Genomic DNA, 21,968 nt, shown 5'->3' with positions numbered 1-21,968 from the left:
ATTTACCAAGCGTTTCCAAGGAGCTCCAATGCCTGCCACGCATCGCCTTGATTTGCCAGCGATTGAACGCGCACTGCGGAAAGTGCAGAGCCGTTTCGCCGAACTCAGCCGGCACTTCACCGAGCCCCGGGACCCGTTCACTGACGAAGTTCTGCACAATGTGCTTGAAGGCTATGCGTTGGTTGACGAATATGTTGCCCGCGGCGTCGACCTGTTCGATCTGCAGCAACTGAACCTGATGCTGGAGATCAATGCCACAGTGCTTTGTGGCCGGGATCCGGCGCGCCGGCTGGAATACGCCCAGCATCTGGCCGCCACCGAGGCGCATTTCTTCAACAACGTCGAGGGCGGCATCAAGGACTTGTACAACTGGTATTGCGCGTACCGCAGTGAATCGGTCTGGAAGCGTGCAGCGGGTGTCTATGTGCGCATTCTGAGCAAGCCGCAGCTGTTTATCGAAGGCAATAACCGCAGTGGCTCGCTGATTGTCAGCTACCTGCTCATGCGCGCGGGGCTGCCTCCATTCGTGTTGACCCTGGAAAATGCCGAGGGCTATTTCAACCCGTCCTCGGTCATCCGCAACTCCGCCAAGCATGGCGTCAAGGCGTTGTACGAATTGCCCAAGATCAAGAAAAAATATGCAGCATTCCTGGAAGAACAGGCGCCCGATCCAATGAAGTTCTTTCTCAAAGGCAAGCCTTTGCCTCTCTCTCAAGGTGGCCATTGATGAAGTGGGCACCAGCATTTGCCAGATTGAGAACCTTCGGCGGCCGGGCAGGGCAGGCTATCCGCTGCGCTTTGCCGCAGTTGTTCGAACGTCAGCGCATACGGATTTCGTTCGATATCGATGACACGCTCGCCTGCCAGCTTCATCACTGCGCAGTCGAGAACAGTCGACTACCGGCCTGTATTCATCGTTGGCTGGGTGAACCGTTGCGAATGGGCACACGATCGCTGATCCGAGAGCTGCGTCGCCAGGATTGCAGTGTCTGGGTTTACACCTCATCCGGGCGCACGCCGTCCTATATCAGGCGCTGGTTGGCGCTGTACGGTATCCGCGTCGACGGCGTGGTCAACAGTGTGCTGCACAACCGTGCCCTGACGGCGCACGGAATGTCGAATGCGCCTTCCAAGTATCCGCCAGCGTTCGATATCGACTTGCATGTCGATGATTCGGAGGGCGTGCAGATTGAAGGCAAGGATCATGGCTTCCGGGTGGTCGTGGTGCATCCCGAGGATGATCGCTGGGCGCAGAAAGTGCTCGATTCGGTGGCCAACGTCCAGGCGCAGCTCGCCTGGCAGCAAATGCTCAGACCTCAGGCGCCGGTGCAACAGCGTGCGGAGGCTGTCTTTGAGTCGCTTGGCTGAGCGAGTACGCATTGGCTATCTGGACAGCAGCGCCTCAGTTTCACCAGCGGCAATATTCATATCTGTTTGAGTTAGTGGGGCTCCCGGATAAAGCGTTTCTGAGATGAACTCATCAGAAGCTCTTAAGAAGGCCACGCAGCTTTCAAAGCAACGCGCCACTTCTTCGAGCTTGATTTCATAGGCTGAGGCGATTTCATGGCAAATGATATGTCTCAGCTCGAACGTCCTGGCAACGTCTGCAAAAACATCGTTTGGATTTTCTGAGAAGTCTAGCCTGATCGATGAGGCCGGCTTTTCGGCATTGGTTAGATATGGTTCGCCTGAATCAATCAGATCTTTGATAACCATCCGAAAATAGCCTTCCACGCAAGCTATCAAAGCGACGGGGAAGTATCTGACAAGCTCTCCATCTAGATCCTTGTGATTTTGAAAGGCTTGCTCAAGAGTCCGGAAGCTCCATCATCGCGGAGCTAGATGGCCTTCTCTGACGGAATTCCCGATTTCTTGAATGATGTCTCTGGTTTTGCTCATGGTTGGTTTCCACTGAAAAGAATTCATTCGGCTCGAGTCACATGGTAGATGAGAGCTGCATCATTGGAGCTTGTCTGAGTATTGATAGAAAACCGGCGGGGGACCCTGAGACTTTCGAAATAGTACGGGGTCGGAAAGCCGCGGGATCGCGTTAGTGGGAGGCCCGCCAGCTTACTTAAATTTCAATCACTGAAATCTTGAAAGGATTCATTCAAAAGCCGCTGAAAAGGAGGGCTCTTGACCGGAATCACATACATGTCCAAAAGCGCCTTCGCCGCGCACATCGGTCGATCACCGAGCTACAACACTTCTTAAGGAAATGGTCGAGGCAGCCAGGGACATTGCGACCGAAACCGGCTTGGAGCACTGTCCGAAGTTGGATAGGCAGCGATCGAGCAACGGATACCTGATATGCCCATATTGTTTAGCACCTGCCGAGCAAGCACTTTAAGATAGCCTCCCGTCATGAACACCCATCCGTGCTGCATCCCGTCGTCGGCCCTGCTTGCGATTCGATCCGAATGATTTAATGAAGGTTTATCGTGGACGCTGAAGTTCGTCTTCCCGGGAGCCGCGGCGTTTTTTGCCTGGGCATGCTGCAGATTCTGGTTTGGGGGGGGTCGTTCTTTCTGCTCGCTGTTATGGGGGAGCCGATTATTCGCGACACTGGCTGGGGCAGCCAGTGGGTGTATGGCGCATTGTCATTGAGCCTTATGATCTCAGCGCTGTTAGCGCCTCTCTCCAGTCGCCTGGTGGCGCGTTTCGGTGGCCGTTTGCAGTTAGCCTGCAGTGGCCTGTTAGTCGCGCTAGGACTGTTGATCGCCGCTGCCTGTCATACCTTGCCGGTGTTCCTGCTGGCCTGGGCCGTTATTGGTATCGGCATGGCCGCGGGGCTTTACGAAGCGCTGTTTTCCACACTCGGGGCGCTGTATGCCGAGCGAGCTGGCAGGGCGATCACCGGTATCACGCTGATCTCCGGGTTCGCCACTACCCTGACTTGGCCGCTAGTTGCATCGGCCATCGAGCACGTGGGCTGGCGAGGGACATGCGTTGGATACGCAGTGCTACTTTTGCTCTCGACCCCCTTGTATTTGATCGTATTGCCAGGCGGTGGCAAGTTGCGCCGGATCAGGGGCACCAGCGAGCAAAACAACCCACCGGTAGACAAGCGCTTATACCTGCTGTTGATTTGGATCTTCGCGTTGGGCGCGATAATTATGACCGCGATCTCGGTGCAATTAGTAACCGTGCTCCAGGGGCTTGGCTACTCATTGACAGCCGCGATCGCACTGTCGTCTCTGCTCGGCCCGAGCCAGGTGGCTTCACGTGTTCTACAAATGATTGCAGGCAAGCGTCATCCAATCTGGACGGCGCTGGTGTCGGCGATGCTGGTTGCACTCGGGGTAGTACTGGTTGCCTTCGCGCCGGGCGCAACGGCCGTCGGTTTAGTGTTGTACGGTCTTGGCAACGGATTGCGTGCGATCGTCCGAGGAATGCTGCCGCTGGTATTGATGCCAGCATCGCAGTACGTGGCGCTGATGGGCAAGATGTCGCGCCCTTCGTTGATCGGCCAGGCGTTGACCCCCTTGGCCGGAGGCTACTTGATGCAGCATTTCGGAGCGACGGGTGTCCTCGTCACGCTGTGTAGTCTGGCCGTGATAAACGTGGTTCTGGTGGGGCTGATATTAAGGTTTTTGCAACGTTCTCGCGCGGCGGATAAATCAGAAGCAGAGGAAAGTCACGATGGCCGATGAAAAACGAAGCGAGCATCTGATTGAAGGTCCAGCGGGTCTGATCGAACTCATAATCGATGAGCCGAGCTGCCCCCCGAAGGGAATCGTACTCGTGAGTCATCCCCAACCGCTGCTGGGCGGTAGCCCGCATCATCTGGTGCCATTAACGCTGGCACGCAAACTCAATGCAGAGGGATGGCGAGTGGTCCGCCCGAGCTTTCGTGGTGTAGGTAAATCCACCGGTGCGCATGACGAAGGCATCGGTGAAAGCGAAGATAGCATCATCGTCGTCAATCACCTTCAGCGCCTATACCCACAGCTGCCCATCGCCCTGGTCGGATTTTCATTTGGCGCCCATGTGTATGCACGGGTGGCGTGTGCGCTCAATAACAGACTGCACGCGGTAGCTCTCTTGGGGTTGCCGGTTGGACTTGTACCTGGTGGAAGGCTGTACGAACCGCTGGCATTGCCTGCCGAGTGTCTCCTGCTGCATGGAGAACAGGACGAAATGGCCCCCTTGGCAAACCTATTTGACTGGGCGAGGCCGGAGCGTCGGGCCGTGGTGGTGTTTCCAGGTGGCAATCACTTTTTTAAAGGTTGCCTGGCGCAAGTCGCGCAGCATGTGGCGACGCACCTGGACCACGCATTCTGATCAACAAGTGAGTATTGCCTGGAATCGTTGACATCACAGCGCGTTGCGTTCCGAAGTGTTGGGGCACGACAACAGTGCGATGCTCATCCGTACGATCCAAGCCTCTATCCATGCTTCATCGACCGGCATCGGTCGGTTGCGCATGCCATCGGTAGTGTCAATCAATGCGTAAATCGCCGCGATTGCGCTGGGGATATCCTGCACGTTGAAATGCCCGGACCTTAGCCCTTGTTCTATCGCCTGATGCAACGGCGCCTGCAACCTATCAAGCGCCTGCGCTAACCAGATGCGGTGGCTTGCTTTGACATGTCGAGACTCATGGCGCAGCAGTAGCTCTTCGCAGGGATGAGAGCGTTGACGCGCCAGGAGAAAGCTCAGATAGCCCCGCAGGTCACGTGTATATGGGCCACTTTTCCAAGCCTCCAGCCGATGAGCAAGGGTGTTCAGCAGAACATCAAGCAGCAGGTCCTCTTTGCTCGCGATATGGTGGTAGAGGCTGCCGGGTTGCAGGCCAACACGAGCGGCTACTAGTTGGCGCATGCTCATAGCGCCGTAGCCCTGCTCGGCCATTAGTTCACGAGCCGCCTCCAACAGGAAGTCCGGGCAATTCTGCGTGCGCGCGCCTTCAGGCATAGGCTGGCAATCTGGAAAGGGCACGCAGTAACCAGCAGACAGCGCGGCGGCAGCGGTTACGTGAAGGGCTCTTTTTCATTATTTACCTCCAAACTAGGAATAGCCTTTCAGGCTGCCGGGTTTCTCGCATCCGCAGAAGTAGCCTACCTGCGACAAACCGCTCTGCTCAGTCGTCTTGCGTGATGCGCGCAAGCGTCGCACGAGCACGCAGTATTACGGGCGCATCGACCATTTGCCCGTCAAGGGTGAACACCCCGGCACCACCTTCGGCGCCCGCTATGACTCGGCGTGCCCAGTGCACCTCGGCTGACGAAGGCTGCAACGCCTGGTGAATTAACCTGACCTGGCTGGGATGGATGCACAGTGCGCCGCCAAATCCCATGTCGCGTACGAACTCGGTGTGCCGGCACAAGCCGTCGGTGTCGTGGATGGAGGGGTACACTCCGTCCAATGGTGCAGCAAGATTCGCTACTCGTGTGTGCAGCAAGATGGCGTAGCGCGCGTGCGCCAGCACCTGCTCTGCGGCGTCACTGCCGCTGCGCAGATTCAGATCGAGCCCAAGGTCAAGGCTGCCGAAAGACAATCGTTCAACGCCGGCGCTCGTCGCCAGTTGGGGCAATGCCGCGAGCCCACGCGCGCTTTCGATAATCGGCCACACAGGCTTGCCCGTCGAGTATGCCAAGCGAACCTGCTCGACTGTCTCGGCCTTAGGCAACAGAATGCCGCGCACTCCCGGATGACACTTACATAGTTCTAGATCAGCCTCATGTGCCCAGTGCTCAGGTGCGTTGACACGGACCAGCACTTGGGCCTGCGGGTGCTCCGCCAGGAAGGTATCGAGGTTGTGCCGGGCCTGCTCCTTGGCGCTCTCCTCGACTGCGTCCTCAAGATCGACTATCACCCTATCTGCACCACTTGCCAGCGCTTTGGGGATGCGTTCCGGCCGGCTGGCAGGCACGAACAGGGCACTGCGGACGACTGACTGGCTCATAATGCATCTCCTGTAGTGAACTCAACTTCGCCGGATTGCGCCATACCGGCCTCTTCGGTTGCCCAGATCTGCGCCTTGCCGGCGTCCGTCAGCCGGCCACCCACCTCGAATGCCTGGGGTGAAATCAGCGGGCGCAAGCCGCGGAAATTGAAGCTATGAACTATGGCAGCCGGGTTGGCCCGCTGGAACGCGCGCAGGCTGAGCGTCGCGATCAGTGGGCCATGTACCACCAACCCTGGATAGCCTTCAGCCTCAGTGACATATGGCCAATCGTAGTGGATCCGATGGCCATTGAAGGTGACTGCCGAATAGCGGAACAGCAGCGTCGCATCGGGAATGACTGCTTCCTGCCAAGCGCCTTCAGGGGCTGCCTCGGTGCCGGCGAGCTTGGGCGGGGATGGCTCGCGGTAGACGATATCCTGCTCCTCGACCAGCACTTCACGCCCCTCCTGAACATATTCGTGCTTTACCGTGACAAACAGCAGTGAGCCGGTTCTGCCGTGGCGACAGCGTTGCCGTGACCCGCGAAATCGACGGCGGCGCGCGTTAGGACGCGCTGCTTCTTCCTGATGTTCATCGCCACGGCCCCTTGTAGATGAGGTAGGCCATGTAGAGCGGGGCGAGGATCATGGCGTCACCTCGCGTCGCGCCCACCAGCAGACCGGTCCATCGTCAGTGTCGTTAATCGCTAGGCAGAACCAGCCTTCGCCACCCGGGGGCTCCGGCTCCCAATAACTGAAATCCGGGTCGCCGGCTTCGAAGTACCGATCAGCAATTGCCTCTTCGGCGTATTCGAGGCGCGCTTGGGTAACGGTCAAGCCCTGCTCCGCTACCCAGGCTTTGCATTTGTCGCCGTCACCCTCGTCGAAGTCGGGCAAATCTGGATGCTGGAACGAACCCATTTCGTCGCGCACGACCGGTGCTGGCTGGATCAATCTGATTTCTTCAGACATGACTTCGTCCTCGCCGCTATAGCGGCTGACTTTGAAGGGGTAGGGAGTAGTTTTGCGGGGGGGGCAGATGTACTCCTGTCAGGTTAGTTGGTCTATTGGCTACGTCTTTGTGGTGCTGCCTATCCACCTGTCTCCGGTCAGTTTTTGAAACTTATGAGTTATCCTTGAAATCGGCCTCTTTGAGAAACGCACCATGCAAAAACGAGAGTCAGGCGGCAAAAATCGAGTTGAGGTCTGCGCATTGTGCCAAATGGCCGGTTCACTGATGGAAAGTCACTTTTTCCCCAAGTCGGCTTTCAAGCACGTCAGAGGAAGAGGTGCGGTTCAAGACTCACCTATCCATGTGGATGTTCGGAAGGGGGATGCGTTCTACACGGACAATCAGATTACAAAAAAATTACTTTGCTTTTCCTGTGAACAATTGTTTTCAAAGCTCGGCGAAAATGTTGTTTCTAAACTCTGGGCAACCAATAAAGACTTCCCGTTTCGCGATTTAATTAAAAAGTCGCAGTTAGTTAGCTCAGAAGATGGCGCTGAGATTTTTCATAGTCAATCATTTTCAGATGAATTACAGCGGGGTATATACTATTTTGCTTTGAGTATGATTTGGCGAGCACATATTTGGTCGCGTAATGAGTGCGGAGAAAAGAGGGTAGAACTAGGGAGCTATGAAGAAAAAATTCGAAAATTTTTGTTAGGCGAAAGTGATGTGAAACGAGTTTACTTGATTGTCACAGTGAACACACATCGCTCTATAAATGGCCTGATCACTACGCCCGTTTCAAGAAAGATGTTTGGTCGTCATGCTTACTTTTTTGAGTTGCTTGGCATGAAGTACCATTTGTATGTTGGTGGGTCGAAGCTAGACGGCTTCGTCGAGACTTTTTTATATATGCGGTCAAAAGTTATAATCATGACTTCTCGGGCGGCTGAATTGGCTGGACATGAAATGATAAGTGATATAGTACGCGAAAAGGTCGTACCTAGAGGTAGGTTAGCAAGGCAAGGGATAAAGATTTGTTGAACTAAATTACGCAGCGCCTGCGCACCGAATAGGCTTAAGCAACAATAGATTTTAACAGACGACCGCCATGGGGCGTTCGCCCTTGCCCGCGCGCCATTTGCGGCGGACTGACGCTGTTCCCGCACATGTAAACCTGTTGGGTTTTGGTAAACTTTCGGCCATCGGCGCCCCTGTCGATGATTTAGTCGGCGGGAAACCCCTGAGCCTTGTAAAGCTCGGCCGGTTGCATCATCCGCAGGCAGATGTCGACGATCACGTAGGGTGTTCCCTTGATCGTGAAGGTGATCAGGCCCAGCTGATCCTTGGTGATGATTGGCGCTGGCGCGTCGGCGGCGCTCATGTTCTCGGTGCCGCCTTCCGTGATCGGATGCGACAGTAAGATGGATCTTTTTTTGGAAAAATGGCATTCAGGCTATATATTATCTCGCAAAATTCAGGGATCGAAATAGATGCAAAATTTTCTGATAATCATACTGTTGGCTGGGCTTTTAGGCGTGACTGCCATATCTGGATATCTTTACCTTTTATTAAGAAGCCCAGATAAACCTGAAGAAATAAAGCCGTTAAATACGTTTGTGTTGGGCGTTGTAGTTGTGTTGTTTGTTGTGACGGTGGTTGCGACTTATTTCTACTCTGTAAGTGACGAATTTTCAATTTCAAATAATTTAGGGCAGGTTGGTGATTTTATAGGCGGCCTTACAAATCCGCTATTAAGTTTTTTGGCATTGCTGGTATTGCTTAGGACGACTTTAATTCAAACAGATGAGGCGCGTAAAACAACATCTTTTATGGGTAAGCAGCACGACATACTCGAAAGAGAAAAATTCGAAGGCACGTTCTTTCAGCTGCTTGATCGGTTGGAGAGTTACTGTGAGCGGCATTTGAGGGTTAATAAGCCAGGGTCGAATAAGACTGTGGCGAGCGTTCTGTCGTCTTCTATTTATTCGAAAAGGGCGAATTTTGATAAGTTGCCAGCTAAAGCCCAATTGAAGGCAGTGAAAGCTCATATTAAATTGGTGGCTCAGGGTGATATGTGTTACGGGTTTTATGCACGGGCTGCGCGCGTTATAAGGTTTATCAATAATTCAAATTTACCAATAACTTGGCGTAAATCCTACGCTGCGCTATTGAAGGATTCGATGTATCCTTCGGAAAGAGTGATGTTCGTAAATTACGCATTCTCTAACAAGAAAACATGGCGTGGTCTTATAAAGGCTTGGGGGGTTTCTGGAATTGTTTCTAGATGCTACGCATCAAAAATCGTTGAGGATTATTATGGAAAGTAATGGTGCTTAATTTAAGATGGTTTCAATATCTGGGCTAATCAAGGTTGAAGTCGATTCCGGTTTTGGGACACTGGTTGAGCTGTCGCAACTGCTTTTCTGTGATTCCGAATTCAAGTAGCAGCATATTGGCGAAGCGAGCTGTCTTTTCGGCTGTCGCCGCTGCCAAGTTGATGATGAGCGTCGAGACCGTCTCCTACCATTCCTCGGAGCAGTGGCGCTCGCCGAGAACCAGCATGGCGTTATCGAGTGAGTTTGACACAATTAGCGAACGCTTCTCGGCGCCTATCCGCTTGAGCAGGGCCTTCTCCTTGGGGCGCTTGTCCTTCTGCAATTGCGCATTGCTCTCGGCCATGGCCTACCTCTTTAATTCCGCTGGCCGGCTCGTTACCAGGTGGTGTATCTATGACTCAACTCACACTGGCAGGAGGCCGACATGAGGTTACAGAGCGATGTCGATGCACTAGCAGCGATCGAAGAGGATGCTAAAGCGATGCTGAAACGGATAGGGCTGCCGGATGACGCGGTGAAGCTGGAGGTGGTCGTGTTCCTTCGCGGGGTGATCGACCTGGCCAGCTACAAGGAGTCGGCGCATCGAGTCGTTGAGTCGCCGAGCTTTGTCTGAGCTGGCGTATTGCCGATCGTTGCGGTATTTGTGTTCGGCCCGGCATGGAGCCGGATCAAGGAGTGAGCTGTGTCAAAAAAATTAGAGTTCTGGGGAACCCTGGGAACGATCATCTACTTGATAGTTATAGCGACTACTGTTGCCTTCAAATTTGAAAGCTTTATCAATCTAGAGTTGAACGCGCTTGGAGATTTTCTCGCTGGCGCCTTTGGCCCAATTGCTTTCCTCTGGTTAGTGCTTGGATTTCTACAGCAAGGTCGCGAGCTAAAGTTGAGTACCGATGCCCTTCAGCTTCAAGCGCAAGAGCTTAAAAATTCGGTAGAACAACAATCAATAATGGCTGCTGCCGCGCTTCAACAAATCGATGCGCAGAAGGCAGCTCTTATATTGCAAGAGCAGGAGATAGCCCGCTCTATTTCACCGATTCTGAACTCAGTCACCGGGTCGAGGCAGGGCGGTCCAGTTGGATCAGATGTTCGAACATCCATCCAAATTCAAAATTTAGGTGAGGAGGCTCGTGAGGTTGTTGTCGAGTTTGATCCCCCGCTTGGAGGGGTTGATCTCAACCATCTTGGAAAACTACAAAAAGGTGTTCTTAGTAGAAGCATCGACTTTGTTTTCCCTATGACCGAAGAAGATAGATCAGGGCGTTGCGCTATAACTTACCTGCGCGGGGATGGAAGACGCATTACCGAGGAATTTACATACGCTGTGCCCGCAAGTAACCCATTTGTTTTTGTGGAGAAGCTCATTCGTCAACAGCCGCAATAAGGGAGTGACGGATAGATCAAGAAATCATTATCGACCGGTGGTGGCAATTTGGTTTGGAATGGGGTGTTACGACTTACTGATTGAGTCGAAGGGGGTGGAAATGCGGCAAGTTACGGATCAAGAAGTGGATGACGCGATCGACGTTCTAATGCGGTTTGTTCGTGATTTCCTCGACACGAGCGCCAAGGATACGCCTGATGTCGATGAGGTCAGGTCTGCTGTCAGAACCCTGGTAGATGCGAACCGGTTCAACCCCGAGGATTACGAGATTAAGAATTTGCTGCGTGTCAGCGAATCAAAAAAAGGTGTCTCGCACGTCGATCTTCACTCTCACCTCAAGCACCTTGCACCTTACGAAAAGGAACGGAGAGAAATGGAAAAGCGCTGGGCTATCAATGGATATCCTGAAAACGATGATCCCTTTTCGGACTAGGGGCGCTTCACCGCTCAATGCCACTCGCGGCGAACTCATCAAGCTGACGCGACCACTTTTCCTTAACAACTAATTCAGGTCGCGACATGCTGGCGAAGCGTGCCGACTCTTCGGGCGGTGCTGCAGCTAAATTCAAGATCATGGTCGACACCGTCTCCTGCCATTCCTCGAAGCCGTGGCGCTCGCCGAGGATCAGCAGGGCACCATCGAGCGCTTTCGAAACAATCAGCGATCGCTTCTCGGCGCCGATCCGATCGAGCAGTGCCTTCTCCTTGGCTCGCTTGTCCTTCTGCAATTGCGCATTGCTCTTGGCCATGGCCTACCTCTTCAATTCCGCTGGCCGGCGAGTCCAGCCAGGTTTGTCGGCGGCGTGTCGTCGCTCGGTTACTGATGCGTTTCATGAGTTGAACTTGAATCCGTTCTCGCTGGCGATCAGTGCAACCCGCTTGACGTGCATGTGCAGTGTCTTGGCCGTCTCGTTGATGGTCTTGCCGGCTTCGGCCAGTTCGCGCACCTTCGGGGCGATCTTGTTGCGCTCGACGCGCAGACGGTCGTGGTGCGGTGTGGATGCCAGCTTTGGATCGCCAGTGACGCCACTGGGGATTTGCTGAGCCTTACCGCCGGAACCGAAGAACTGATCAAGTTGCTGGTTCAGGTTGTCGAGCAACTGGTCTCGTGGGTTTGGTATTGGTGCACCGATCAATGCACACCTTCCGCCAGGCGATTGGCCTGCTTCTCGAATGCGATTGCCATGTTCAGCGCAACCTGATAGTTGAAGCGGAAGGCCTTTGTCTTGCCGATAACCAAGTCAACGATGTGATAGGCGTTGCCGACCGTCTTCACCTGGAAGCGCACTTTCTTATCCGGCGCCACCAGTCCAGCAAGCCGGGCGAACTCTCCACGGGCTGCGTGGGAGCGAACAAACAAGGCGTTGAGAACTTCCCGGCGCTGTTGCATCAGTGGGTGCATTTGCATGGCTGATCCCTCGGTGGTGGGTTGCGTTTATTCCCTTTGAAGGGCATGAGCATGGAAAAGCAATTCGGCAATTCAGACTTATTCAACGCTGCTTCGTAGCACCGCATAGAATCCCTTGGTGGCGGTATGGCTAGCGTGGAGATGTAAAATATTGCGTTGAATACGAAGTGGTTTTTGATATGTCCAAAGAAGAATTAGGAGTTTCCGCTATAGAGTTGAGGGTGGTCGGTGAGTTCTGTGCGATCTACATTGAGGTGGTATGAGCCCGTGACACGCTCTCAATTGAAAATTTTCTAAAGAGTCACACTTCACTGCCGACAAAGGATAATTACCAATCACGACTGCATCGAGGATGAAAAATGGATTTGCGTTTAACAAGCACGGCTGTTGGGTGCACTACATTCAAAGGGGATTTTGCCGCGCTAATTCATAAGCTAAGGTTTGACAACGGCGATACCGTCCTTACAAGCTGGAGCATAGACGCATGTGCCCGGCTTATCGCAGTGCTTTCTCAACACCTTAATCCGCTTGACTCTATAGCCATTAACACAGCCGCAGAAGACCTCTTTCAGTCGAAAGAAGGACGGCTGACACAAGCCGAAGTTGAAATGCCTGGCCTTGACTCTGTCGTGGGTGAGATCCTTGGGGTATCCGTCGGCCGCGAGCTTCACGTCACCTTACGATTCACAAACAGTGGCGACGCCAAGGTCATCGTTCTCGGCCTGGATGAGGCTCGATGCCTGATGGGCTACTCAGGAAATACTCTGCAGCACGCAGGTGTACTAGAAAAAGTAGTGGTGGCTTCACATCACTATGTACAACCGATCACTCTTTTCACCTGCAGTTTCAGTTCTGGCGGAGAAAAAATTCATCACACGAGAAATGAAGATATTGATCCGAATCATTACAACTTACTACCAAACCTATACTCCGTTACGGTAGTTGACAATTCCAACCTTGCAAAAAAACAAGTGGTTGGCGGTTTTCTTCTGAAAACCATTGATACTTCCGGTCAGCCAGGTTTTCAAAACAGCGTCCTCGAAATAATGAGCAGTACACCAGGATTTATTACATTAGAGAAAAGTAAAATCTCTTACGTTACAGTTCGCATGGGCGTATCGGACGGAGGGCAAATGACGGAAAAGGAAATGCTTCACCATTTTATTGAACAGTACACAACATATTCTGTAACCGGTAATGCATAAATAGCTTAGCCCTCTCAGTTGCTGAGAGGGCGGTTTCGGTCTTTACCGAAAGGCCTCAATCACTTCAGCAAAACCCTTATTAACGAATATAAATTTTCTCCTTGAGGGTTCCCGTCGTTGGATGCATTTTTAGACTTTCACGTTAATTGGAGCCTCAAGACGCAAATCGTATCTGAATACTTAACGTCGCTCCTTCTCCTTTCAAGTTCACTCACGTGGACTTCTTTCTAAATCCCAGGTGCCGTCAGCGAGCTTGACATTCAGTCCCTCCTGCAGGACCCCAAACGCCAGGCTTTCATAGCGAGTGATTATCTACCGATTGATAGCTCGGCTCGTCTTGCAGTTGACAGCGAGTCTTCCTGCTAACCCAGTTCGATCAGCATTATTGGATGGTCGTTGGCTAATACAACATGCGGCGTACAGCTGTTGGAGCCTGTTTGAGTAGGCTCACTGTATGAGGTCCGGCGCTCCTCATAGCCGAGGCTCGGAGCGCTAATTCATTCTTTGTCTCTCACTTCTCCCGCTGGGATTCGCGGAGCGCATTGCTTGCCGGGTCATTCACTCGGTTAAGGCGTTTCACCATCGAGCAGCCGTCCAGGTTGTTCCTGTCGTTGGCAGGCTTTCGGGCCTGTCTGCTCGCCGGTAGAGGCAAGCCGGTGATGCTGCCGAGATCAAACACGCCGTTTCGGTCACGTACTACAAGCTCGAAATTGACGGGCGCCTGATGTACGAAATCGACATGGTCGCCGGCATTCAGGTGATCGACGGCAAAGACCAACTGCTCGAAGTGCGCCAAGCACTCGGCATGTAAGGAATAGATCCAGATGACTCAAGTAATCGCTAAAAACCTGCCGGCCTGGCTGTCGCTCAGTGCGCTCGGCGCTGTTGTAACGCTGACCCGGCCAAGCCAAGCCAATAGCGTCGACGTCGATACGTTGAACCTGCGTAACCCGACCGTGCGTGAGGTGCGCGCGGCTGATCGTGCTGCCAACGGTGATGATGAACAGCGCGAACTGATGCTGTTCACCGGCCGCGACAATTACCGTCTGTGCGGCAAGGCGCTCGACTTGCCGTTGCTCGATCGGCCCGAGCTGCTGGAACAGCCGGAATACGCCGCGCTATCGGCGGCTTGGTACTGGTGGGATCGAGGGCTTAACGATCTGGCCGACGCGGGCCTGTTCGACGGCATCAGCCGAAAAATCAATGCGGGCGACACCGGCCAAGCCGATCGGCGCGCACTGTGGGCTAAGGCCAAGGCGGTGTTATGTCAGTCCTCGATTTGATTCCGGCGCCAGTGCGGCCGTGGGCGATCGCCCTGGTACTGCTGTCGATCGCCGGGGCCGGAGCTGCCGGCAGTTGGGTGATTCAGGACTGGCGTTACGGTAACGCGCTAGCTGAGCAGGCTCGCCAGTCCGCCGACGTGGCCAAGGTCGCCGCCGAGGCGATGGTGGGCGCGCTAGTGATTGAGCAGGACAAGCGCCTAGCTCTGGAAGGGCGTTTGAAAGAAAACGATGAAAGACACTACAGGAAACTTTCCGATGCGCAAAAAGCTCAGCAACGCTTGTCTGATCGCCTTGCCACTGCTGATCTCCGGCTGTCAGTTCTCATCGCCGCGGATTCAGCCGGTGGCTGTCAAGTGCCAAAAGCCACCGGCGCCGGCCGCGTGGATCATGCAACCGTACGCGCCCGACTTGACCCGGCGCATGCTCAACGAATTATCGCCATCACCGACACCGGCGACCGGGCGCTGATCGCGCTGCAGGAATGCCAGGACTATGTTAATTCGCTGAGCCGATGAATTAATTGGAAAACGACGGGTTAATTTCTTCAGTGTCCACCAAGATTGCAGCGAGCCCCCCGTTGATGAAACCGCAGGTGTAGTGAAACAATAGCTTGGTGCCAAATGTTTCATGCATAAGCTTTGTAGAAAGCTTTTCATTATTCTCTAGAATTGCCGCTCCGGAAGAGAGTAAAACTTCACCCATGGTTGATATAATCGATTCATTAAGAGTAAACAGGTTTTCTACTCTATCTTTAACACTAGGCGTGGAGAAGGAAAGCTCGCTTGATAAGTGAGCGAAATCATTTCTCAATTTTCTACAGATTGTTAAAGACTTAACTAAATGAAGATTTATTACTTTTAGTCTGTCGGCAAGCATGATTTTTGTTCCAAAGTCGCCTAAAGCTTTTCCGGGGCTCAGCAGGTCTTCTTTTTCAGACGGCTTGAGTAGTTTTTTTATAATATTGGTCAATGATTCGTCTAGCCAAGATGCTGCCAGCACTATTGTTCCCCTATCAGATTCGTCACGAAGCGCAGTCACGACATCTCTGAAGCCGTTGCCCATCGCGATGTTTCTCGGAATCGGTACCAAAAGAGTATTCCTAAGTTAAGTAAAATTGTTAGGAGTAGTAATCATCGAGTGATGGTGTGGTCACATGTTTTATAGAGAACTACTTTGGTCAACGGCTTTGATAAAGGGAGCAACCTCGTCGAGAGTGAATCTGTTGGTGTCATAAACAAAGTACAGATAACCCTGTTTTTTGACATTTAGGTAAGACTTCACGGGTGATATCTCGTCGTAAGCAGAGAGCACTTTCAGGATCCGGTCACAATAAGGAAGTGCAGAAGATAAGGTTCCTGAGACAGCAGCATAACCGTGAGCTACGACGCAATCAGCTGCGTTATAGACGTTTTCAGACTGCTGGAAAATACGCATCATACTTGCACCTGTTTGATGATGGAAACTTTGATGACGCCTTATGCTGTATGAGCTATTAGTGATACTGCTAGATGCTAATCAGTTTCTCGGGTATGAATAGCGTGGTTTTAGCTCCATTTTGAGATTTTCCCCCCCTCTTCTAAATAGCCTCGCCAGGTCTTCAAGCCACTCTGCAACTTCATATGCCGCTGCGGATCGGCTTTCTGGGACAAACTCCATGACATGCTCTTCAAGCAGCACTTGAATGTCTAAATAATCTCCCGCCTCATGAATCGCTTTTAGAAGCGGCGAGTTATTACTCAGCCCGCAGTCTAGAGCCGCATCTACCAAATCGATTGTGTCGAGCACGATAAATGGCCGCATGCCGTCTTTGGCTGCTTCTTCGTCTGGGATTTCAAACGTAGCTTTGATTTTTCCGGAGAGCATGTAGTTTTCCTGCAATGAATAATTGAAGAAATTAAAAAGTGCTGGATTTACGCTTGCGCGACAGCTTAAAAATTGCAGGCTTTCCGTTATGAGGGGCGGTGACAGAAACGAGGTATTTTTGTATTGCCTCCATACCTGCTTCGGAGAGCACATTGTAGCCTCCGCGCACCTTTTTGAGGTCACCATTAGCGATCAAGGCATCCAGGTCTGGGTAAGGAGGAAAATTTTCGATGACGTCTTTTATCTGCTTGTACAGCTCGCGGTCGATCTGCATTTTTTGGAATCCTTTCGATGTCATAAACCTGTCTAACACTAGCTCACCCCATCCCGGTTTTACTAGGGGGAAACGCAAGCAAATGACAGTAGAGTTTTAGACAGAAAAATGCCGAAAGCCACGTAGCGCGTGGCTTATGTACTGTTCCAGCCCATACTGCTGCATCATTGGCGGTCGTCTGAATCTTCTTCGTAATTTTTGGCCTCTCGAATCCGAAGGAGCGCCTGTGCTAAGTCCTTCATTAACGAGTCCAAATCCTGATCTTTTAAATCACCCGGAGTGATTTCGGGCATTTCAATTGGCTCACGAAGGGAAAATTTACCCATCAAGACAGCGTTGTGCTTCTGATCCCTCAGCGCGTATTGGGCGAGCTTGATGTTGCGATCTGCCTGTTTTTCGCTAAACCCCTCCGCCGGATTCGAAATGCGGCCTTCGGCGAAGCCTACGTATAAAGACTCATTTTTTCGATTGTTTCTATGCTCGCTTGCTGCTGTGACAGTTTTCAGCAGCAGGCGACCGAATTCTGAATCGCCAGTACCCAACGCGAATAAAGAGTTCTGCAGTCCTTCTGAAATGAGCTTTTGCTCATGGTTTCTGAGCCTTTTGAAAAGCTTCTTAAAATCTACCCCATGCCCTGCCAAGACCTTAACCCCTGCGGCTTGCAGCATTAGGCACTTCGCGATTTCCTCCCTCGCGATATGAGACAAGGTAAAGGCTCGCGCATAGTGCTGATTGTCGTACAGGATTTCGGCCTCCTTAATCAAGGATCCGGCATTGTTTGATAGAGAGTCTATGTAATCGTCTATCTGAACCAGTGAGAGCATCGAATTCTCTTCCATAGAAAATTAAATTCTTTAAATTACATCAGTATGGGTCAACTCTTCCAAGACAAGCTCATTCTAGTTGATCTTGGATAGCGGAGAGGGAGCAGGTCTGGGTTAGGCATCACGTTTTCTACGTGAGGAGGACAGGGCATGAGGAAAATTTTAAAGGGATTCAAGGCTGGCGTGACGCCGGGAGTAGAGGTGCTACTGTGGGAGTATACAACGCTAACTTATTGATTCTTATATGAAAATAAAGTGGTTGTGTACCTAATTATAAATGCTATGTTTCATTTGATATCAGTATGGTGCGTGGGTTTTGGGGTCACCTTGACATGGTGGTGGTTATAAAACATTTATCAACACTCTCCTTTGACGCAATTCTTTTAAACAGTCTTCAAAAGCTGCCTCGCTGATCTGCGAAAGCTCACCTGCTAACGTGTGGAGAGGGCCTACCATTGGAGTGTCCAGTGCCTCCATTTTCTCCACCTCGGCGACATAGGCTTCCCATGTCTCACTCAGACACTCCAAGACTCTACCGACAGTCAATACATCAAGCGATAGCATCGCATTCGGAATCTCAAAAATAGGTAGCAGAAGTAGTGTTTGATGAGCATCACGCATCATTGATGGAGTAACCACCGAAAAATCCTCCAATTTCCTACTCTCTAATGCCTGAATTACTTCGCGCGACATGGTCATGGACCTAATCATCAATGCTTTGACGACCTCGAGCTTTTGCACTTCGTTGCGAATACGTTGTTCATTTTCTATATCCCGAGCATGACTGGCTTGCTTAGTGGCGATACCGGAGGCCGCTAGAATTGCAGCAATGCTTCCGACCGCCTGGATCCAAGCTGGCGCATAGTTTTGGAGAAAGTTCTCCAACCTCGGCCATCCGCCAGTAGCTTTCGCAACAAATCCGACCACTAGGGACAAAAGTGCAAACGTCGCGAGCCAGAACATCCATGTGGGTACTTGAACAGTTTTACTTTTCATTGCCTGCATCGCTCTAGAAGAATGCCTGTCACAAGCCATGGAAGACCATGTGTTATGAGCAGCGACCGAATGGTAATTGGACTTTCAATTACAAGGAAGCAAATACAAAATTGGTGGCCGCCGGTTGAGAGTTTCAATGTGATATGGAGTGCGCAAAACCTCCGCTACAGACCACGGTTTATCGCCTGCATAAGCACAAGAAAACGGATTTTTTGCCAGCCTAGAAAATAATTTATCCCTATAAAACAATTGTTTGTATCGCTACAGTCCCAAGCATGGGGTGCTTGGGACGAGTGCGACGGTCTTAACAGACTTCAGTCATTCGGGGGCCATAAATACCGCGAGCGTCATCTTGATGAATTCTTCGTTCTTGTCGATTGCCCAAAGGGCACCGCGGACGTTCTCGGCGACGTCGGCAGATCCGCGCTGCTCGACCCAGTTTGACAATTCCATGATGGCGGCTTCGAGGGCGAGTTGGTTTTCATTGATTTTGTAAAGCAGAGAAGGGATCAGGTCTGAATTTGGCGCTAGGCGTTCCTCCGTGAAAAAGCCAAGCGTAGCACCGTGTTACATGAAGAATTTTTTGCGTTTGGCAGGACGCCGGAGAAGGGAGAAAAAGCAGAAAGTTTTGTAACGCGGGCCAAAAAGTTTTGTAACGCTTCAGCTAGTGCGGCGGAAATCTTAAACCCCAGAAACGACAAAGCCCTGAATAATCAGGGCTTTGTCGTATAAAGATGGCGGAGGCGATGGGATTCGAACTCATGGACCTGTTACAGTCGACGGTTTTCAAGACCGTTGCCTTAAACCACTCGGCCACACCTCCGTTTGCGTTGCGGGCGCCATAATACCTGAATGAAACACACTGTCAAACTCTCTGCATGGCTTGTTACAGAGCGTCTGTTATGATCTTTGCGACTGAACGTTTCAAACCAACAGGAGTGTCGCCATGCGCGAACAGGATTACGCAGTTAATAACAGCGTGCAGGCTGAGCAGCTAGAGGTTAGCCGCGTCCTGCGCAACACTTATGGTCTCTTGGCTCTGACCCTCGCATTCAGCGGTGTGATGGCCTTCGTAGCCCAGCAGATGCGTGTCGGCTACCCGAACATTTTCGTGGTGCTGATCGGCTTCTACGGGCTGTTCTTCCTCACCAACAAACTCCGTGATTCCGCGTGGGGCCTGGTTTCCGCCTTCGCGTTGACCGGTTTCATGGGTTTCCTGCTCGGCCCGATCCTCAACCGTTACCTGGGCATGCAGGGCGGCGCTGAAGTGGTCAGCTCGGCTTTCGCCATGACCGCACTGGTGTTCGGTGGTCTGTCGGCCTACGTGCTGATCACCCGCAAGGACATGAGCTTCCTCGGTGGTTTCATCACCGCCGGTTTCTTTGTCCTGCTGGGCGCTACGCTGGCGAGCTTCTTCTTCCAGATCAGCGGCCTGCAACTGGCGATCAGCGCCGGCTTCGTGCTGTTCTCGTCGGTGTGCATTCTGTTCCAGACCAGCGCGATCATCCACGGCGGCGAGCGCAACTACATCATGGCGACCATCAGCCTGTATGTATCGATCTACAACCTGTTCGTCAGCCTGCTGCAACTGTTCGGCATCATGAGCCGCGACGACTGATCGTAATGGCTGCAATAAAAAACCCGCTTCGGCGGGTTTTTTATCGTCTGGAGAAAAGTGTCTGCTCAGTTGATCACGATGCTGCCGTCCACTTGCTGACGGTAGATCGTGTAGGGCAGCAGCAAGGTGTCCAGCGCGCCGGAGACCACGGCGTCCACCAGCACCACCGGAATGGCCGCGTTGCGGTGATCATCGGGATCGATGCCTGAGGCCAGCGGAGCGTTCAGCGTGCAGAAGTCATAAGCGAGGCCGCTGTAGATTCTCGGTACCGCGCCGCAATAACTTTTCTGCTGCTTGAGCCCGTCAATGGCAGCCTGGCCGTCGCGCGCCACCGTCTGAATCGTGCCACAACCGCCGAGCAGCAGGGCCGCGAGCAGTATTGCCTGAATTTTCATAGCGCCATTCCTTAGCCGCGAAAAATCCCAATCTACCCTGATCATTGGTAAAAGACACCTACGCCATCGGTGGCAGGCGTCGCTTGACCGGGGTCTTCTTGACGATCGCGGTGTTGGTTTCAGCCAACGTATTCAGTCGGTCGAGCAGGGTATCGAGCTGTTCCATCGAGCGCACGTGCAGGCGGGCGATGAAGCAGTCGTCACCGGTGACCTTGTCGCACTCGGTGAACTCCGGAATCGCCATGATCTGCCGCTCAACCTCCTGCAGTTGCCCTGGCAGCGGCCGTACGCGAACGATCGCCTGCAACTGATAGCCGAAGCATTTCGGATCGATCTCTACCGTGTAGCCCTTGAGCACGCCACGTTCTTCCAGCCGCCGCAACCGCTCGGCCACGCTGGGCGATGACAAGCCACTGATCTGCGCCAGCGCTTTGAGCGAGCGCCGCGAGTCTTCCATCAGCGCGCTGATAAGGATCTGATCGATATCGTCAGTCACAGGCAAACTCCGAATTAGGCAAAGGGCGCAAATCACCCTCGATAAAAAAGGCGAAAACCAAGTTTAGCCTGCTTTATGCGCTGGAGCAGCCCGAGGTGCGCTTGGCATACTTTCGCCATGCTTCGCTCACAGCCTCAGGAGAACAATAATGGACAACACAATTCGCCGCGGCTCGCTGGAAATGACCGCCGCCATGCTCATATCCGGGACGATCGGCTGGTTTGTGCTGGTGTCCGGGCAACCGGTGCTCGACGTGGTGTTCTGGCGCTGCGTGTTCGGCGCCGGTACGTTGCTGTTGGTCTGCGCCGCGTTCGGCTTCCTGCGCCCGGGAATGCTGACCCGCACAACGTTTCTGCTGGCGGTGCTCAGTGGCATGGCGATTGTCGGCAATTGGGTGCTGCTGTTCGCGTCCTATTCCCGCGCCTCGATTGCGATCGGCACCGCAGTCTATAACGTGCAGCCATTCATGCTGGTCGGTCTGGCGGCACTCTTTCTCGGCGAGAAAATTACCCTGCAGAAGCTGTTCTGGCTGGCGATTTCGTTCATGGGCATGCTGGCGATCGTCAGCGCCCATGGCACGCAAGGCGAGGGGGGTAACGATTACTTGATGGGAATTGCCCTGGCGTTGGGCGCGGCGTTTCTGTATGCGATCGCGGCACTGATCATCAAGCGCCTGACCGGCACGCCGCCGCACCTGATCGCGCTGATTCAAGTCTGCACCGGCGTGTTGTTGCTCGCGCCGTTCGCGCATTTCGATGCGTTGCCGCAAGGCGTCGATGCCTGGGCGAGTCTGCTGACTCTCGGGATCGTGCACACCGGTCTGATGTACGTTTTGCTGTACGGAGCGATTCAAAAATTGCCAACGGCATTGACCGGCGCGCTGTCCTTTATCTATCCCATCGCGGCAATCTTTGTTGACTGGTTCGCCTTCGGCCATCGCCTCGAATTGCTGCAGTGGATAGGCGTCGCAGCGATCCTGCTGGCCGCCGCCGGCATGCAACAAGGTTGGGGCTGGAAAGCCCGGCGGCTGGCGGCGCAGTAA

At 52.9% G+C, this 21,968-nt stretch carries 31 protein-coding genes, 1 tRNA gene and 3 pseudogenes; 15 read left to right on the top strand and 20 right to left on the bottom strand.

The window, feature by feature from the left end; all coding sequences use genetic code 11:
* Nucleotides 1-28 precede the first annotated feature (28 nt).
* Nucleotides 29-727 carry a hypothetical protein gene (locus V8J63_RS03365; RefSeq protein WP_076563142.1) on the top strand — a complete coding sequence of 233 codons (699 nt, stop codon included), beginning with the start codon at nucleotides 29-31 and terminating at the stop codon, nucleotides 725-727.
* Entirely contained in the window at nucleotides 727-1,368 is a 642-nt protein-coding gene (locus V8J63_RS03360) for a hypothetical protein (protein ID WP_336463573.1), read from the top strand. Before V8J63_RS03365 ends, V8J63_RS03360 begins: the two co-directional genes overlap by 1 nt.
* Before the next feature lie 15 nt (nucleotides 1,369-1,383).
* Here the strand turns inward: V8J63_RS03360 and V8J63_RS03355 are convergent, their stop codons facing one another.
* Nucleotides 1,384-1,716 (bottom strand): hypothetical protein, encoded by a 333-nt coding sequence (locus V8J63_RS03355; RefSeq protein ID WP_336463572.1) that lies wholly within the window; start codon nucleotides 1,714-1,716, stop codon nucleotides 1,384-1,386.
* Between the two features lie 776 nt (nucleotides 1,717-2,492).
* On the opposite strand from V8J63_RS03355, the gene V8J63_RS03350 reads away from it, so the two are divergent.
* Nucleotides 2,493-3,653: an MFS transporter gene (locus tag V8J63_RS03350; protein ID WP_336463710.1), complete on the top strand. Its 1,161-nt coding sequence runs from the start codon at nucleotides 2,493-2,495 to the stop codon at nucleotides 3,651-3,653.
* Entirely contained in the window at nucleotides 3,643-4,284 is a 642-nt protein-coding gene (locus tag V8J63_RS03345) for an alpha/beta hydrolase (RefSeq protein WP_336463571.1), read from the top strand. Before V8J63_RS03350 ends, V8J63_RS03345 begins: the two co-directional genes overlap by 11 nt.
* A gap of 33 nt (nucleotides 4,285-4,317) precedes the next feature.
* On the opposite strand, the gene V8J63_RS03340 is transcribed toward V8J63_RS03345, so the two are convergent.
* From V8J63_RS03340 to V8J63_RS03325, 4 genes and pseudogenes are all read right to left on the bottom strand, one after another.
* Nucleotides 4,318-4,917 carry a TetR/AcrR family transcriptional regulator gene (locus V8J63_RS03340; protein WP_336463570.1) on the bottom strand — a complete coding sequence of 200 codons (600 nt, stop codon included), beginning with the start codon at nucleotides 4,915-4,917 and terminating at the stop codon, nucleotides 4,318-4,320.
* A 166-nt stretch (nucleotides 4,918-5,083) separates the two neighbouring features.
* Nucleotides 5,084-5,908: an HpcH/HpaI aldolase/citrate lyase family protein gene (locus V8J63_RS03335; RefSeq protein ID WP_336463569.1), complete on the bottom strand. Its 825-nt coding sequence runs from the start codon at nucleotides 5,906-5,908 to the stop codon at nucleotides 5,084-5,086.
* Nucleotides 5,905-6,414 (bottom strand): annotated as a pseudogene (locus V8J63_RS03330) (FAS1-like dehydratase domain-containing protein); the annotation flags it as partial. The pseudogene V8J63_RS03330 and the gene V8J63_RS03335, both read right to left, overlap by 4 nt.
* 120 nt (nucleotides 6,415-6,534) lie before the next feature.
* Complete coding sequence (locus V8J63_RS03325; RefSeq protein ID WP_336463568.1) at nucleotides 6,535-6,861, bottom strand: hypothetical protein; 327 nt, start codon at nucleotides 6,859-6,861, stop codon at nucleotides 6,535-6,537.
* Nucleotides 6,862-7,054: 193 nt separating this feature from the next.
* On the opposite strand from V8J63_RS03325, the gene V8J63_RS03320 reads away from it, so the two are divergent.
* Nucleotides 7,055-7,885 carry a hypothetical protein gene (locus V8J63_RS03320; protein WP_336463567.1) on the top strand — a complete coding sequence of 277 codons (831 nt, stop codon included), beginning with the start codon at nucleotides 7,055-7,057 and terminating at the stop codon, nucleotides 7,883-7,885.
* A gap of 59 nt (nucleotides 7,886-7,944) precedes the next feature.
* On the opposite strand, the pseudogene V8J63_RS03315 reads toward V8J63_RS03320, so the two are convergent.
* A pseudogene (locus tag V8J63_RS03315) lies at nucleotides 7,945-8,237 on the bottom strand (DNA cytosine methyltransferase); the annotation flags it as partial.
* A gap of 97 nt (nucleotides 8,238-8,334) precedes the next feature.
* Here V8J63_RS03315 and V8J63_RS03310 point away from each other — a divergent pair.
* Nucleotides 8,335-9,171 carry a hypothetical protein gene (locus V8J63_RS03310; RefSeq protein ID WP_336463566.1) on the top strand — a complete coding sequence of 279 codons (837 nt, stop codon included), beginning with the start codon at nucleotides 8,335-8,337 and terminating at the stop codon, nucleotides 9,169-9,171.
* 193 nt (nucleotides 9,172-9,364) lie between these two features.
* Here the strand turns inward: V8J63_RS03310 and V8J63_RS03305 are convergent, their stop codons facing one another.
* The gene (locus V8J63_RS03305; protein ID WP_336463565.1) at nucleotides 9,365-9,523 is read right to left on the bottom strand and encodes a hypothetical protein; all 159 of its coding nucleotides are present in this window, start codon (nucleotides 9,521-9,523) and stop codon (nucleotides 9,365-9,367) included.
* A gap of 81 nt (nucleotides 9,524-9,604) precedes the next feature.
* On the opposite strand from V8J63_RS03305, the gene V8J63_RS03300 reads away from it, so the two are divergent.
* The 3 genes from V8J63_RS03300 to V8J63_RS03290 all read left to right on the top strand — a co-directional run bounded on the left by V8J63_RS03300 (nucleotide 9,605) and on the right by V8J63_RS03290 (nucleotide 10,997).
* Entirely contained in the window at nucleotides 9,605-9,793 is a 189-nt protein-coding gene (locus V8J63_RS03300; protein ID WP_252885955.1) for a hypothetical protein, read from the top strand.
* 69 nt (nucleotides 9,794-9,862) lie between these two features.
* Entirely contained in the window at nucleotides 9,863-10,564 is a 702-nt protein-coding gene (locus V8J63_RS03295; RefSeq protein ID WP_336463564.1) for a hypothetical protein, read from the top strand.
* Nucleotides 10,565-10,664: 100 nt separating this feature from the next.
* Nucleotides 10,665-10,997, top strand: a complete 333-nt coding sequence (locus tag V8J63_RS03290) for a hypothetical protein (RefSeq protein WP_336463563.1) — start codon at nucleotides 10,665-10,667, stop codon at nucleotides 10,995-10,997.
* 7 nt (nucleotides 10,998-11,004) lie between these two features.
* Here V8J63_RS03290 and V8J63_RS03285 read toward each other — a convergent pair whose 3' ends face one another.
* The 3 genes from V8J63_RS03285 to V8J63_RS03275 all read right to left on the bottom strand — a co-directional run bounded on the left by V8J63_RS03285 (nucleotide 11,005) and on the right by V8J63_RS03275 (nucleotide 11,972).
* On the bottom strand, nucleotides 11,005-11,313 hold the full coding sequence (locus V8J63_RS03285; RefSeq protein WP_336463562.1) for a hypothetical protein: 309 nt from the start codon (nucleotides 11,311-11,313) through the stop codon (nucleotides 11,005-11,007).
* Between the two features lie 81 nt (nucleotides 11,314-11,394).
* Nucleotides 11,395-11,664 carry a hypothetical protein gene (locus tag V8J63_RS03280; protein WP_336463561.1) on the bottom strand — a complete coding sequence of 90 codons (270 nt, stop codon included), beginning with the start codon at nucleotides 11,662-11,664 and terminating at the stop codon, nucleotides 11,395-11,397.
* A gap of 32 nt (nucleotides 11,665-11,696) precedes the next feature.
* Nucleotides 11,697-11,972: a hypothetical protein gene (locus V8J63_RS03275; RefSeq protein ID WP_336463560.1), complete on the bottom strand. Its 276-nt coding sequence runs from the start codon at nucleotides 11,970-11,972 to the stop codon at nucleotides 11,697-11,699.
* Between the two features lie 359 nt (nucleotides 11,973-12,331).
* Here V8J63_RS03275 and V8J63_RS03270 point away from each other — a divergent pair, with 359 nt between their 5' ends.
* The 4 genes and pseudogenes from V8J63_RS03270 to V8J63_RS03255 all read left to right on the top strand — a co-directional run bounded on the left by V8J63_RS03270 (nucleotide 12,332) and on the right by V8J63_RS03255 (nucleotide 14,975).
* Nucleotides 12,332-13,177 (top strand): hypothetical protein, encoded by an 846-nt coding sequence (locus V8J63_RS03270; protein WP_336463559.1) that lies wholly within the window; start codon nucleotides 12,332-12,334, stop codon nucleotides 13,175-13,177.
* Between the two features lie 655 nt (nucleotides 13,178-13,832).
* Nucleotides 13,833-13,988 (top strand): annotated as a pseudogene (locus tag V8J63_RS03265) (phage major tail tube protein); the annotation flags it as partial.
* A 13-nt stretch (nucleotides 13,989-14,001) separates the two neighbouring features.
* On the top strand, nucleotides 14,002-14,460 hold the full coding sequence (locus tag V8J63_RS03260; RefSeq protein WP_336463558.1) for a phage tail assembly protein: 459 nt from the start codon (nucleotides 14,002-14,004) through the stop codon (nucleotides 14,458-14,460).
* Entirely contained in the window at nucleotides 14,442-14,975 is a 534-nt protein-coding gene (locus tag V8J63_RS03255) for a lysis system i-spanin subunit Rz (protein WP_336463557.1), read from the top strand. The genes V8J63_RS03260 and V8J63_RS03255 overlap by 19 nt, the downstream gene beginning before the upstream one ends.
* Before the next feature lies 1 nt (nucleotide 14,976).
* Here V8J63_RS03255 and V8J63_RS03250 read toward each other — a convergent pair whose 3' ends face one another.
* The 8 genes from V8J63_RS03250 to V8J63_RS03215 form a co-directional block, all read right to left on the bottom strand.
* Complete coding sequence (locus tag V8J63_RS03250) at nucleotides 14,977-15,522, bottom strand: hypothetical protein (protein ID WP_336463556.1); 546 nt, start codon at nucleotides 15,520-15,522, stop codon at nucleotides 14,977-14,979.
* A 96-nt stretch (nucleotides 15,523-15,618) separates the two neighbouring features.
* Nucleotides 15,619-15,897 carry a hypothetical protein gene (locus V8J63_RS03245; protein ID WP_336463555.1) on the bottom strand — a complete coding sequence of 93 codons (279 nt, stop codon included), beginning with the start codon at nucleotides 15,895-15,897 and terminating at the stop codon, nucleotides 15,619-15,621.
* Nucleotides 15,898-15,975: 78 nt separating this feature from the next.
* A complete protein-coding gene (locus V8J63_RS03240; protein WP_336463554.1) occupies nucleotides 15,976-16,323 on the bottom strand; it encodes a hypothetical protein in 348 nt (115 codons plus the stop codon).
* A gap of 31 nt (nucleotides 16,324-16,354) precedes the next feature.
* Nucleotides 16,355-16,597 carry a hypothetical protein gene (locus V8J63_RS03235; protein WP_336463553.1) on the bottom strand — a complete coding sequence of 81 codons (243 nt, stop codon included), beginning with the start codon at nucleotides 16,595-16,597 and terminating at the stop codon, nucleotides 16,355-16,357.
* Nucleotides 16,598-16,761: 164 nt separating this feature from the next.
* Nucleotides 16,762-17,436 carry an AbiV family abortive infection protein gene (locus V8J63_RS03230; RefSeq protein ID WP_336463552.1) on the bottom strand — a complete coding sequence of 225 codons (675 nt, stop codon included), beginning with the start codon at nucleotides 17,434-17,436 and terminating at the stop codon, nucleotides 16,762-16,764.
* 327 nt (nucleotides 17,437-17,763) lie between these two features.
* On the bottom strand, nucleotides 17,764-18,417 hold the full coding sequence (locus V8J63_RS03225) for a hypothetical protein (RefSeq protein WP_336463551.1): 654 nt from the start codon (nucleotides 18,415-18,417) through the stop codon (nucleotides 17,764-17,766).
* 318 nt (nucleotides 18,418-18,735) lie between these two features.
* Nucleotides 18,736-18,930: a hypothetical protein gene (locus V8J63_RS03220; RefSeq protein ID WP_336463709.1), complete on the bottom strand. Its 195-nt coding sequence runs from the start codon at nucleotides 18,928-18,930 to the stop codon at nucleotides 18,736-18,738.
* A 222-nt stretch (nucleotides 18,931-19,152) separates the two neighbouring features.
* A tRNA-Ser gene (locus tag V8J63_RS03215) sits at nucleotides 19,153-19,240 on the bottom strand.
* Nucleotides 19,241-19,363: 123 nt separating this feature from the next.
* Between V8J63_RS03215 and V8J63_RS03210 the strand changes: the two genes are divergently transcribed.
* Entirely contained in the window at nucleotides 19,364-20,035 is a 672-nt protein-coding gene (locus V8J63_RS03210) for a Bax inhibitor-1/YccA family protein (RefSeq protein WP_008006561.1), read from the top strand.
* Nucleotides 20,036-20,100: 65 nt separating this feature from the next.
* Here the strand turns inward: V8J63_RS03210 and V8J63_RS03205 are convergent, their stop codons facing one another.
* Nucleotides 20,101-20,430: a YceK/YidQ family lipoprotein gene (locus V8J63_RS03205; RefSeq protein WP_016774594.1), complete on the bottom strand. Its 330-nt coding sequence runs from the start codon at nucleotides 20,428-20,430 to the stop codon at nucleotides 20,101-20,103.
* Nucleotides 20,431-20,488: 58 nt separating this feature from the next.
* Nucleotides 20,489-20,926 carry an Lrp/AsnC family transcriptional regulator gene (locus tag V8J63_RS03200; RefSeq protein WP_024012843.1) on the bottom strand — a complete coding sequence of 146 codons (438 nt, stop codon included), beginning with the start codon at nucleotides 20,924-20,926 and terminating at the stop codon, nucleotides 20,489-20,491.
* A 148-nt stretch (nucleotides 20,927-21,074) separates the two neighbouring features.
* Between V8J63_RS03200 and V8J63_RS03195 the strand changes: the two genes are divergently transcribed.
* Entirely contained in the window at nucleotides 21,075-21,968 is an 894-nt protein-coding gene (locus tag V8J63_RS03195; RefSeq protein WP_130926552.1) for a DMT family transporter, read from the top strand.

The sequence above is a fragment of the Pseudomonas sp. CCNWLW23 genome (assembly GCF_037095675.1).
In the GTDB taxonomy this organism is placed as follows: Bacteria; Pseudomonadota; Gammaproteobacteria; order Pseudomonadales; family Pseudomonadaceae; genus Aquipseudomonas; species Aquipseudomonas atacamensis.
This window is presented reverse-complemented; position numbering and strand designations above follow the sequence as displayed.

Coding starts and splice junctions, on each gene's coding strand:
- V8J63_RS03365 (WP_076563142.1), top strand. CDS start 29: ATGCCTGCCACGCATCGCCTTGATTTGCCAGCGATTGAACGCGCACTG.
- V8J63_RS03360 (WP_336463573.1), top strand. CDS start 727: ATGAAGTGGGCACCAGCATTTGCCAGATTGAGAACCTTCGGCGGCCGG.
- V8J63_RS03355 (WP_336463572.1), bottom strand. CDS start 1,716: ATGGTTATCAAAGATCTGATTGATTCAGGCGAACCATATCTAACCAAT.
- V8J63_RS03350 (WP_336463710.1), top strand. CDS start 2,493: ATGCTGCAGATTCTGGTTTGGGGGGGGTCGTTCTTTCTGCTCGCTGTT.
- V8J63_RS03345 (WP_336463571.1), top strand. CDS start 3,643: ATGGCCGATGAAAAACGAAGCGAGCATCTGATTGAAGGTCCAGCGGGT.
- V8J63_RS03340 (WP_336463570.1), bottom strand. CDS start 4,917: ATGCCTGAAGGCGCGCGCACGCAGAATTGCCCGGACTTCCTGTTGGAG.
- V8J63_RS03335 (WP_336463569.1), bottom strand. CDS start 5,908: ATGAGCCAGTCAGTCGTCCGCAGTGCCCTGTTCGTGCCTGCCAGCCGG.
- V8J63_RS03325 (WP_336463568.1), bottom strand. CDS start 6,861: ATGTCTGAAGAAATCAGATTGATCCAGCCAGCACCGGTCGTGCGCGAC.
- V8J63_RS03320 (WP_336463567.1), top strand. CDS start 7,055: ATGCAAAAACGAGAGTCAGGCGGCAAAAATCGAGTTGAGGTCTGCGCA.
- V8J63_RS03310 (WP_336463566.1), top strand. CDS start 8,335: ATGCAAAATTTTCTGATAATCATACTGTTGGCTGGGCTTTTAGGCGTG.
- V8J63_RS03305 (WP_336463565.1), bottom strand. CDS start 9,523: ATGGCCGAGAGCAATGCGCAATTGCAGAAGGACAAGCGCCCCAAGGAG.
- V8J63_RS03300 (WP_252885955.1), top strand. CDS start 9,605: ATGAGGTTACAGAGCGATGTCGATGCACTAGCAGCGATCGAAGAGGAT.
- V8J63_RS03290 (WP_336463563.1), top strand. CDS start 10,665: ATGCGGCAAGTTACGGATCAAGAAGTGGATGACGCGATCGACGTTCTA.
- V8J63_RS03285 (WP_336463562.1), bottom strand. CDS start 11,313: ATGGCCAAGAGCAATGCGCAATTGCAGAAGGACAAGCGAGCCAAGGAG.
- V8J63_RS03275 (WP_336463560.1), bottom strand. CDS start 11,972: ATGCAAATGCACCCACTGATGCAACAGCGCCGGGAAGTTCTCAACGCC.
- V8J63_RS03270 (WP_336463559.1), top strand. CDS start 12,332: ATGGATTTGCGTTTAACAAGCACGGCTGTTGGGTGCACTACATTCAAA.
- V8J63_RS03260 (WP_336463558.1), top strand. CDS start 14,002: ATGACTCAAGTAATCGCTAAAAACCTGCCGGCCTGGCTGTCGCTCAGT.
- V8J63_RS03255 (WP_336463557.1), top strand. CDS start 14,442: ATGTCAGTCCTCGATTTGATTCCGGCGCCAGTGCGGCCGTGGGCGATC.
- V8J63_RS03250 (WP_336463556.1), bottom strand. CDS start 15,522: ATGGGCAACGGCTTCAGAGATGTCGTGACTGCGCTTCGTGACGAATCT.
- V8J63_RS03245 (WP_336463555.1), bottom strand. CDS start 15,897: ATGATGCGTATTTTCCAGCAGTCTGAAAACGTCTATAACGCAGCTGAT.
- V8J63_RS03240 (WP_336463554.1), bottom strand. CDS start 16,323: ATGCTCTCCGGAAAAATCAAAGCTACGTTTGAAATCCCAGACGAAGAA.
- V8J63_RS03235 (WP_336463553.1), bottom strand. CDS start 16,597: ATGCAGATCGACCGCGAGCTGTACAAGCAGATAAAAGACGTCATCGAA.
- V8J63_RS03230 (WP_336463552.1), bottom strand. CDS start 17,436: ATGGAAGAGAATTCGATGCTCTCACTGGTTCAGATAGACGATTACATA.
- V8J63_RS03225 (WP_336463551.1), bottom strand. CDS start 18,417: ATGAAAAGTAAAACTGTTCAAGTACCCACATGGATGTTCTGGCTCGCG.
- V8J63_RS03210 (WP_008006561.1), top strand. CDS start 19,364: ATGCGCGAACAGGATTACGCAGTTAATAACAGCGTGCAGGCTGAGCAG.
- V8J63_RS03205 (WP_016774594.1), bottom strand. CDS start 20,430: ATGAAAATTCAGGCAATACTGCTCGCGGCCCTGCTGCTCGGCGGTTGT.
- V8J63_RS03195 (WP_130926552.1), top strand. CDS start 21,075: ATGGACAACACAATTCGCCGCGGCTCGCTGGAAATGACCGCCGCCATG.